The organism is Bacillus sp. BC05(2025), assembly GCF_056725905.1.
In genome coordinates this window covers 86,502-95,802 of the sequence record NZ_JBWYRA010000014.1, presented here as the reverse complement: position 1 = coordinate 95,802, position 9,301 = coordinate 86,502, and the positions used below count along the sequence as shown (strand labels likewise).

Annotated in this window: 12 protein-coding genes and 1 pseudogene; 9 read left to right on the top strand and 4 right to left on the bottom strand. The window is 33.0% G+C overall.

Annotation, left to right across the window (positions count from 1 at the left end):
* A pseudogene (locus tag ACZ76X_RS26665) lies at nucleotides 1-245 on the top strand (amino acid:proton symporter); the annotation flags it as partial.
* Nucleotides 246-525: 280 nt separating this feature from the next.
* Here ACZ76X_RS26665 and ACZ76X_RS26660 read toward each other — a convergent pair.
* The gene (locus ACZ76X_RS26660) at nucleotides 526-1,566 is read right to left on the bottom strand and encodes a DUF5105 domain-containing protein (RefSeq protein ID WP_479852218.1); all 1,041 of its coding nucleotides are present in this window, start codon (nucleotides 1,564-1,566) and stop codon (nucleotides 526-528) included.
* A gap of 673 nt (nucleotides 1,567-2,239) precedes the next feature.
* A complete protein-coding gene (locus ACZ76X_RS26655; RefSeq protein ID WP_000395068.1) occupies nucleotides 2,240-2,413 on the bottom strand; it encodes a hypothetical protein in 174 nt (57 codons plus the stop codon).
* A gap of 381 nt (nucleotides 2,414-2,794) precedes the next feature.
* Here ACZ76X_RS26655 and ACZ76X_RS26650 point away from each other — a divergent pair, with 381 nt between their 5' ends.
* Nucleotides 2,795-3,100 (top strand): ArsR/SmtB family transcription factor, encoded by a 306-nt coding sequence (locus tag ACZ76X_RS26650; RefSeq protein WP_479852217.1) that lies wholly within the window; start codon nucleotides 2,795-2,797, stop codon nucleotides 3,098-3,100.
* 116 nt (nucleotides 3,101-3,216) lie between these two features.
* A complete protein-coding gene (locus ACZ76X_RS26645) occupies nucleotides 3,217-3,678 on the top strand; it encodes a hypothetical protein (RefSeq protein WP_479852216.1) in 462 nt (153 codons plus the stop codon).
* Between the two features lie 517 nt (nucleotides 3,679-4,195).
* Here the strand turns inward: ACZ76X_RS26645 and ACZ76X_RS26640 are convergent.
* Both ACZ76X_RS26640 and ACZ76X_RS26635 read right to left on the bottom strand, forming a co-directional pair.
* Entirely contained in the window at nucleotides 4,196-4,630 is a 435-nt protein-coding gene (locus tag ACZ76X_RS26640) for a hypothetical protein (protein WP_479852215.1), read from the bottom strand.
* A 6-nt stretch (nucleotides 4,631-4,636) separates the two neighbouring features.
* Complete coding sequence (locus ACZ76X_RS26635) at nucleotides 4,637-4,840, bottom strand: helix-turn-helix transcriptional regulator (RefSeq protein ID WP_049113274.1); 204 nt, start codon at nucleotides 4,838-4,840, stop codon at nucleotides 4,637-4,639.
* Between the two features lie 384 nt (nucleotides 4,841-5,224).
* Here ACZ76X_RS26635 and ACZ76X_RS26630 point away from each other — a divergent pair, with 384 nt between their 5' ends.
* From ACZ76X_RS26630 to ACZ76X_RS26605, 6 genes are all read left to right on the top strand, one after another.
* Entirely contained in the window at nucleotides 5,225-5,485 is a 261-nt protein-coding gene (locus ACZ76X_RS26630) for a helix-turn-helix transcriptional regulator (protein ID WP_479852214.1), read from the top strand.
* Nucleotides 5,486-5,556: 71 nt separating this feature from the next.
* Nucleotides 5,557-6,033: a small multi-drug export protein gene (locus ACZ76X_RS26625; RefSeq protein WP_479852213.1), complete on the top strand. Its 477-nt coding sequence runs from the start codon at nucleotides 5,557-5,559 to the stop codon at nucleotides 6,031-6,033.
* 17 nt (nucleotides 6,034-6,050) lie between these two features.
* A complete protein-coding gene (locus ACZ76X_RS26620; protein ID WP_479852212.1) occupies nucleotides 6,051-6,719 on the top strand; it encodes a GOLPH3/VPS74 family protein in 669 nt (222 codons plus the stop codon).
* Between the two features lie 42 nt (nucleotides 6,720-6,761).
* On the top strand, nucleotides 6,762-7,685 hold the full coding sequence (locus ACZ76X_RS26615) for an ABC transporter ATP-binding protein (RefSeq protein ID WP_479852211.1): 924 nt from the start codon (nucleotides 6,762-6,764) through the stop codon (nucleotides 7,683-7,685).
* Nucleotides 7,685-8,461, top strand: a complete 777-nt coding sequence (locus ACZ76X_RS26610; protein ID WP_479852210.1) for an ABC transporter permease — start codon at nucleotides 7,685-7,687, stop codon at nucleotides 8,459-8,461. The genes ACZ76X_RS26615 and ACZ76X_RS26610 overlap by 1 nt, the downstream gene beginning before the upstream one ends.
* 10 nt (nucleotides 8,462-8,471) lie before the next feature.
* Nucleotides 8,472-9,215 (top strand): ABC transporter permease, encoded by a 744-nt coding sequence (locus ACZ76X_RS26605; RefSeq protein WP_479852209.1) that lies wholly within the window; start codon nucleotides 8,472-8,474, stop codon nucleotides 9,213-9,215.
* Nucleotides 9,216-9,301 lie beyond the last annotated feature (86 nt).

The window sequence follows — 9,301 nt, the reverse complement described above, 5'->3', positions numbered from 1 at the left end:
GAAAATGGATTGGATTTAAGAAGAATTTTTTAGCTGGATTATGGATTGTGGGGTATTTATTATTTATGATTTGTATATCGTACATTGGAAGTGAAAGATTTGGTGGTTTAAATATTATAACTTACGGATGGGATATGGTACTTATTTCAATTGTTTCATTTCTATTTTATAGATGGGCTATAAGTAGCGGATTTAAAACAAAAGATCTAAAAGTAGCTCAGAAAATTAATGGGGGAATTAGTTAAATAATATACATAAATTAGAAAAATGGATTTGTTACAGAATGCAATAATCAAAAAACGAGTGGCACATGCCTATTTATTTGAGGAAAGTAAAGGAATCAGAAGATATGCATGTGCTATATTACCTGTAAAACATAATTATATATGCAAAAATGGGAAGCTTTGGTTTTTATCGATCTGAAATTTATTTTTAGCGTTTTGGAGATAACAGTTGTTATAAGTCATTATAAAATTGAAAAAACGAAGTTTGGTTGTTACAAACTTCGTTTTCGTTCATATCTTTCTATTCTTTTAAAAATTCTCCCATTATCTCCATTACGTCCTCTGAATCACTTACTTTATCTTTTGAAAAACGCCATTGTTCTTTTCCGTAGCTCTCCATCTCAATCTTTATTACTTTTTCTTTATCTGAAACTTTTGCTTCTGGCAAAATAGATATGAAGTAACTAAACGATTGGCTAAATAATTTGGACTGTTCGATTCCTGGAGTTTCTTTTAGCAATCTTTCATTTTCCTTATTTAATTTTGGTTGCAATTCACTTAATAATAATGGTTTCACTTTTAATTCTACTTCAACTTTATCTTCCTCAGGAGAAGAACCTACTGATTTTACTTTAAATGTAACTTTTTCCTGAAGTACAGATTTCAATTTTTTGTAATAATTTTCAAATTCCTGATCACTAATTCCATTATGCGTACTGGACATTGCGTCTTTTTTAAATTCTTGTTGTATATTTTGAGTAAATTGTTTTCCGTCTTCACCGGATAATTTATTAATTTTGTCTATATCTTTATCATAATAAACAGCATTTATATAGGCTTTTAGAACTTCAGCTGGTTTGTTTAAGTCTTTTGTATTCTTTTCTATTTCTTGCGTATCAATTTTGAAAGAAACTTTTTCTGTTTCCTCGTCTCTTTTTTTTGTTTCTTCATTGGAATAAACGAGCTCATATGATGAGGCTTTATTCACTTCATAGTAGAGAATCCCCGATGTTTTTTTACCAGGTTCTAATTCTATTAAACGTAATTTATCTGAATCAGCCTTATCATATTTCTTCATTTTTTCATCACCTTGATATAGTGTAAAGAGATAAGGTGATATCTCTAACATTTTATCCCCTTTATTTTTCAAACTCACTTTGAATTTCAATACTTTATCTTTATTTATTCCTCCCATTGACCCATTTAATGGTAATACGTATTCAGCATTTTCAACTTCAATTTCCACATTCTTTGAAGACGAAGATGCCTTTCCATTCTTTACAGTTGTGGAAGTTTGTGAAGAACTACAACCAGTCACAATAGTTAATGTAAATATAAACAAAAAACAAAACATAAAAATATTTCTAAGTTTCACTTAAAAACCCTCCATCCTCTTATTTAAAAATATTTACTATTTTACCATGAAATTCTATGTATATGTCTATTGAGCGACAAGATAGCAAAACTTAGAGATAGAAGAACAAGAGATCCTCCAAGCCATGCTGGTGACATTGTGCACTTGTTACCTTCGATTGCAGCACAGAGTGAAATTGTTAAAACTTTACTTTATGTCTGATGTGTTCGAATCAGTTTGAATTAAATAATTTTGCTGAAGTAGTGCAAGTCACCAACTCAATGCATCCCAACTTATCATAAAGGGAATAAAAAGATAAAAAGGACAATCCTATATATAGAAGAAGTTAGTTGATAAATCTGATTTAAAAATTAATGAGGAAACACTAAAAGACATGTATAAAAAGAAAGAAGTAATTGAAAAAAGTTCACCAAAATAGGGATTTATTAAGCAGTATCAATCATTATTTCATAATAAAAAATACCAAATAAGATGATATTGTTTTCCAATGAGATAAAATGTATAATGAGAGTGTAGAGATAAACCATTTGTTAAAGGTTTTAACTCACTAACTATGAGCATAATAATAAAAGACGAGATGCTGGTAACATCCCGTCTAATTTGTAACTGCTGCCGTTAGGTGGTAGATTGCAAAGTTTAATTATTTTTTCTTTGAACCACCTTTCTTACGTTTGGCAGACGTCTGGGTGGTTCTTTTACTTTTATTATTACGTTTTGCTACTAACTTGTTAGCACAAGCAGTTGCAAAAGTTGTTATGAACACTGTTACGAATAGTTTCGTAGCGTCCTGTAATAATTGTTGTAAAAATTCCATATCGGTTACACCTCCTTTCCCTCTAAATTAAGAGAAAGAAAGGCTGCAACCTCCCACCACACGCCTTCAGTTACTTGCTATATTATACCATAATTAGAATACGTTATAGTTTATATTTTATTTTAAAACTTATTATTACAAAGAGTATTAAAGATAAATATCTTTAATGCTTTTTTATGAAATTTAACCTTTATATTAACTAACTCCTATAAATGCCCGCGAATAATTTATGAATTTACAAAAAACTCATAATAAACACACATTAACTCCACTCAAAATACATATTAAAATCATATAATTAATTCAAGACATATAAAACAAATTTATCATTATATATTTATATTACAAATAAAAAATATTATTAGAAAGTGAGGCTATATTATGAATAGAATTCTAGATACTAATATTGATACCAAAATTCCCGAAGATGATATCGAACTATTAAAGGCAATGGCACACCCATTACGCCTAAAAATCATTAATGAATTAACTAATAAGAAAACGTTAAATGTAACTCAACTAACAGAGATATTGAATATTCCACAATCTACAACATCTCAACATCTATCTAAACTAAAAAGGAACGTTCTACGTGCTGAAAGAAAAGGGCTAGAGGTATACTACTCTATAAACAATTCGAAAGCAGATAAAATTGTAGAAATACTCAATGTTTCGAATATGAATTAAGACATAAATATAACCAAATACAGTGAAATATTTGGAGTTAACAGGTGATGCTAATATACAATTGAATTACAAAAAGATAGATTAAATACTAATCCTAAATTTTTGGGAGTATCGATATGAAGAGCAAACTGATTATCATATTGTGTTTAATAGGAATTTTAACCCCAATTACAAAAACTGTAGCTAGTGAAGAAATTATTTTTAAAAAAGAAGTGGGTGAATATACTTATAGCGTTAAAAAGAAAGATAATAACTATGTATGGGATATAAGTTATAAAAATTCAAATTCAACACTAAAAGAAACAGACGAAAATAGATTATACTTAGAGAGATTTCGTGATAGTCTAAATAAATTAGATCAACAAAAACTTAAATTATGTGCATCAATTATTTACACAATTCTATTACTCTTATTTTCGATAATAATCCTGATATGGAAAAGATTGAAAATTCCTAAATGGTTCTTACTACTTATCTCTATATTGTTAATAATTTCTATATATTCTGTGTTACAGATAACAAGCGATTTATACGTAATCCAGGAGGATATAGATTTTATTTACCAACGACTAATTTAATAGAAATCATTCAACAATAGAAGAAATCTATTTACAAATTAACAATTAGGAGTCACCATATCATTTCGGGAAAATTGTACGTTTAGACACAATTTGGACACAAAATAACCGATTCCCTGTACGTTAAGGGATCGGCTATTTTTTTTATCAAGTTTAATTAATAACTGTCTTATTAAAGTACCACTTGTCAGCATCAATGTATCTAGAATCATATGAAAAGCTATTCAAATTTTCGATAGGAACTTTTCATTTACATAATCCTTGTTAGAAATTTGCTTATCGTAACACAGCTCTTATCGCTTCGAAATAAAGTTTGATCCAAAACACCTCGCAAACCCGTATTTTACGATAAATAAGAAGAAACCATTTTGAAAAATCTTTAATCAAAATGGTTTCCTCTATACCATATCTAGATGTTTTTTATAATTCTTTAATCGAATAGGTACACCTTTTTGATAAACGGTACGACTTTTTAAAAGCTACAACTGTTTATTTCCTTCTCGAACTTTTGTATTGTTCAGACAGATTTTAATACGTAAACAGTAGTTAACCAATAAACAATGTATTGCCCTATACCTAATACTCCAATGCTTAATAGTGGAACAAGATTATTTTGAGAAAAGATAAAACAGATTAGTACAGTAACTGGAATAGCAAAGGTGTAGTATATGTACACATTGCGGCAAGCCTTAAATGTTACCCACTGTTGCCCTTCATCCATTTCGCGAAATTCCGGTGGAACTATGCTCATTGATTTAATCTTATTTTTAGGATTTTTTCGGTTATAAAGATTTATAAATAAGGACCATCCAAACGTAAAAAATATTAAAATTCCAAAACATAATCTAGCCAGAAATACCTGTGTATTCATTAGAGAAAGTAGCAAAAATGCAGTAATAAATACTAATAAGCTCATAGGAAAAAATGGTGAACGTAAAATATGATTCAACATAAAGAATTAATCCTCCCCTTTTAAATAAAATACATCTTCTACAGAAACATTAAACGATTGGGCTATTTTTAATGCCATCGTAACTGACGGGGAATAGTCCCCTTTTTCAATTAATCCAATTGTTTGTCTCGTTACTCCAATTGCATCAGCTAAGTCTTTCTGAGTCCACCTAAAACGGGCGCGTAATTCTCGAACTCTATTTTCAAGCATTCAAACTTCCCTTTCTTATATCGATTCAATACCTTTATTGTAATGGATGTGTTATGAAATGCAAATAATTATTTGCATTTTGTTATAAATAATTGCATGAATTAAACATAAATAATCTCCTTCATAATTAGGACGGTATTATGCTTCTGCAATAACAATTGTGTGCGAAGTCAATAAAACTTAATCCACCTGTACCTAAAGGAATATAGGGAACAAATGGGTTAAGTGTTTTGATGTGGGGGCCCGTTTTCAAAGTTCACTTCATAAAAATGATTTGCTAAATACATTTAGGCAATTATTTTTTACAAAATGCAAAGGATTATTGACATTATTAACCGCTTATTTTATTATAATCGTAGTTAAATTATGGAAAGGACTAGTGGAATGCTAATTAATAGAGTCAGAGAACTGCGTGCACGTCACAGGTGGTCTCAGCAAGATTTGGCTAAAAAAATTGGGACCAAAAGACAAAAGATCGGATTAATTGAAAAGGGTGATCATGCACCTTCCAGAACGTTAGCCTTAAAAATTGCCAAGGCTTTTCAAGTCACAGTAGAAGAAGTTTTTTCCTTGAATAAGGTCTCTTATTATTCCAATATTTTTATTTATTCTGCTAGTTACTTTTTTTATTTTTTTCCTGTATAACCCCTAGGACGAAAAGCAGCTATTTGCTGACGATTCGTAATTTAAATAAGTATTAAAAAGGAGGTGATGTAATGCTTGAATGGGCACAAGACCAAACGACTGTCTGGCAATTCATTGTAATTTTCGTTGTTGCTTTCGCTCCTTGGATGGATGTATCTATTGTAGTTCCTATCGGTGTGGCATGGGGACTGCCGCCGCTTGGAGTTGCAATAGTGGCTTTTACGGGTAACTTGCTTTTAGTTTTACTGCTAGGATTTTTCTTTAAGCAATTTTACGCATTGAGAGAAAAAAGGAGAAAAACAAAAGGAATTACGGCTCCCTCCAAACAAGAAACAAGATCCCGAAAAATTTGGGAGCGATACGGTATTCCAGGTCTAGCACTTCTTGCGCCAATTTTTGTCGGTACTGATATTGCCGCTGTTTTAGCTTTAACATTTGGTTCCTCTCGGACACAAGTGGTAAGTTGGATGACTGTTAGCTTAGCTGTTTGGACAACTATATTCACTATCGGCTCCATGTATGGCTTTAGCTATCTAAACATTATTTAATATAGAGGGGTGAATTTATGGAACATCGACTTTCTTTGCCAGAAGAAATGGTTCTATTAGGGGCGAATCATCTCCGTTTGAAATATCGTTCATACACAGAAACATATAGCGTTGGATCTATATTTATTGACCTACTTTTAAAAAGAAAAATAGAGTTGGATACAAAGGGGAAAATTGTGGTTGTTGATTCTGATATTACTGGAGTTGATTACTTGGACCAAGTTATCCTTGTTCTTGTCAAATCATTTAGAACGAGAAAATTAAAAGATTGGATTAAGTATTTTCATTTTAAAACCCGGCTACGAGGAAAAATACACAACTCTATTCTTCAAGAACTGCAAAAAAAAGGTGCAATCACCTTAGGGTTAAAAGTCCCTTTTCTACCTCTACAAAAAATCACCGAGATTAATCAATCGAGAGAACAAGTTGTTAAACTGATTTATTCTCAGCTCATCAATAATAGAGCTCTTGATGAACAGACAGTTGTTCTTTTATATTTGCTAAAGGAGACAGGATTATTAAAAGATTATTTTAATTCAAAAGAAAGAGCAGAAATAATGGACCTTATAAACGGGCAAAAAGACCAGCTTTCAATTGATATAAATTCTATTCGACGGATTGAAAAAGCCATACAGGATATTACAGCTTGTCTTGCCTCTTTAGGTGGTGCACTTGTGACTCCTTAGACGGTAATTAGTCCTTAATTAAATAGTGAAGGGAGATACAAAATGAACTCACTAATTATCAATACAAATAATCTAACAAGGACCTATAAAAAAAATATAGTTGTAGATTCTTTAAACATGAAAATTAGTCAAGGTGAGATTTACGGTTTTTTAGGTCCGAACGGGGCAGGGAAAACTACGACTATTCGAATGTTGCTTGGTCTTATTCGTCCCACTAAAGGTGATGTGAAGATATTTGATCAGGATCTAAAGAAGGATCGTTTGTCAATTTTAGGGAAAGTTGGATCTCTTGTGGAAACACCGACCTACTACGGCCATCTTAGCGGCCATGAAAATTTGGAAGCTGTCAGGCGACTGCTACGAATAGATAATGCAGATAGAGTAAAGGATGTACTCAAAATTGTCCAGCTGGAAGGTGCCAAGGATAAAAAGGTTAAGAATTATTCTTTAGGAATGAAACAAAGGTTGGGTATTGCAACCGCATTGTTAAATCGCCCACAGCTTTTAATTCTAGATGAACCAACCAACGGTCTTGACCCTGCTGGTATTCATGAAATACGTGAACTTATTAAAGAAATGCCTGCAAAGTTTGGAATGACCGTTTTGGTTTCAAGCCATTTACTTAGTGAAATAGAGTTGATGGCAACTCAGGTGGGGATTATTCAAAACGGGAAGATGCTTTTTCAAGATTCTATTGAGGTTCTAAGGAAAGAAAGTGAACCTAAAATTAAAATAAAAGTCGATAAGCCTTTGGAAGCAGCTAGTTCTCTTAACCATAAAGGTATTGAGGCAAATTTTGAAGAGGAAGAAGGGACTGTGTATATTCAAGAATCTTCATCATCTATAGCCGGGGAAGCCAACAAGGTACTAGTAGAGGCTGGATTTACAGTCTCCCGCCTGGAAGGTATGAAAAAGTCACTTGAAGATATCTTCTTAGATCTTACAGGGAAAGGACAGAACTTATAATGGGACCGATATTCTCGTCCGATTTAGTTAAAATAAAACGTTCATGGTTTTGGGGACTTGTCCTATTTTTCCCTGCTGTATTAGTAGGAGGGGTAACTCTGCTGCTTTTGCTGAATGCTGGTGATATACAGCTGGAGGTCTCAGAAGGTAGGAGTTATAACATTTGGGGTACCATATGGATGATTACATTTTACGGCAACTATTTTATTATCCACCTTTCCGTTACAATTTTATGCTCATATATTGCTAATCTAGAGCACCAGGCAAGATCGTGGAAGCTTATCTTTTCTATGCCAATATCCAAGACCCAATACTATTGGACGCGCTACATGTGGATATGCCTTGGTGTGCTACTTTCGGGTTTATTTTTAATAGTTGCTATGTGCCTTTCTGGATTTTTATTTGGAGGGAGCGCTACATTTAATGCCTCCAGAATCTTTTATTTTACAATGTTTCCATATCTGACTTCTTTTGCTCTTATTGGGCTGCAGCTATGGATGTCCATGGTATTAAATAATCAGGCGATACCGATGATGATGGGAGGAGTAGGAATAGCCTTGGGGCTATTTTTCATTCAGCTGCCGGGGGTTACACAATATCTTCCGTGGGTTCTGCCATACCAAGTAACCTTTTCAAATGAAAATATCATTACTGATTTTTCTAGTATAGTTAATTCCCCTGATTACCAGTGGGAATGGGTTTGGATAAGCGTTGGCATGGGCTTATTTTTTACTATTATTGGATCGATACATTTTTCCAGTAGAGAAGTAGATTAGGAGGAAGAGTATGTTTAAAGATGTATTATGGAATGATTGGTTGAAGCTTAGGAACTATATCCAAATTTGGCTGATTATTCTGATAACACCTCTGTTTCTTACTGTCGTTGGAGTGGCCAACTATGTTACTCATATCCATGTTTTTGAAGAGAATGGAATGGTAGGATGGACGGGGGCGTGGACCCAAGTCGAGTTCTTGTATGGAACTGTTCTTTGTCCGCTACTTTCAAGTGTGTATCTGGCAATACTCTGCCGTTTTGAACATGCAAATGGGGGGTGGAAGCAACTTTTGTCCTATCCTATTCCAAAAGTATACTTTTATCTATCAAAGATGATATGGGGTTGGCTGTTGGTGGGAATGACAAATGTTATGATGTTTTTGTATTTCCTTATATTAGGGAAAGTGATGGGGGTGACAGGCACATTTCCGTATTTCGAATTTTTAGGCCTGTTTCTAAATGGATGGTTGTCCATTCTGCCTCTTATAGCCCTTCAAACCTGGCTGGCGATACAATGGCAAAACTTTTCTCTTCCAATTGCCTTGAACTTTGCTTTTATAATTCCGAATATCTTTGTGACAGGTTCAAAGTATGGAAGATATTATCCTTGGTCGCAGCCTGCTTATGCTATGACACCAGAAAATCAACTTGGATTTACACAGACAACCCAAGATTTGTACCTAGCAGTAATAGGTGGTTTTCTGTTGTTTAGTTTAGCCGGAGTCTGGAATTTCATGCGTACTGAAATGAAATAAATACCTATCCAAAACAAGGAGGGAATTATAGTGAAAAAAGGCACCATTATTACCATTATGGCGGTAGGAGTAGTTGTTTTAGCTCT

Coding starts and splice junctions, on each gene's coding strand:
- ACZ76X_RS26645 (WP_479852216.1), top strand. CDS start 3,217: ATGAAGAGCAAACTGATTATCATATTGTGTTTAATAGGAATTTTAACC.
- ACZ76X_RS26655 (WP_000395068.1), bottom strand. CDS start 2,413: ATGGAATTTTTACAACAATTATTACAGGACGCTACGAAACTATTCGTA.
- ACZ76X_RS26620 (WP_479852212.1), top strand. CDS start 6,051: ATGGAACATCGACTTTCTTTGCCAGAAGAAATGGTTCTATTAGGGGCG.
- ACZ76X_RS26625 (WP_479852213.1), top strand. CDS start 5,557: ATGCTTGAATGGGCACAAGACCAAACGACTGTCTGGCAATTCATTGTA.
- ACZ76X_RS26635 (WP_049113274.1), bottom strand. CDS start 4,840: ATGCTTGAAAATAGAGTTCGAGAATTACGCGCCCGTTTTAGGTGGACT.
- ACZ76X_RS26650 (WP_479852217.1), top strand. CDS start 2,795: ATGAATAGAATTCTAGATACTAATATTGATACCAAAATTCCCGAAGAT.
- ACZ76X_RS26640 (WP_479852215.1), bottom strand. CDS start 4,630: ATGTTGAATCATATTTTACGTTCACCATTTTTTCCTATGAGCTTATTA.
- ACZ76X_RS26615 (WP_479852211.1), top strand. CDS start 6,762: ATGAACTCACTAATTATCAATACAAATAATCTAACAAGGACCTATAAA.
- ACZ76X_RS26610 (WP_479852210.1), top strand. CDS start 7,685: ATGGGACCGATATTCTCGTCCGATTTAGTTAAAATAAAACGTTCATGG.
- ACZ76X_RS26630 (WP_479852214.1), top strand. CDS start 5,225: ATGCTAATTAATAGAGTCAGAGAACTGCGTGCACGTCACAGGTGGTCT.
- ACZ76X_RS26605 (WP_479852209.1), top strand. CDS start 8,472: ATGTTTAAAGATGTATTATGGAATGATTGGTTGAAGCTTAGGAACTAT.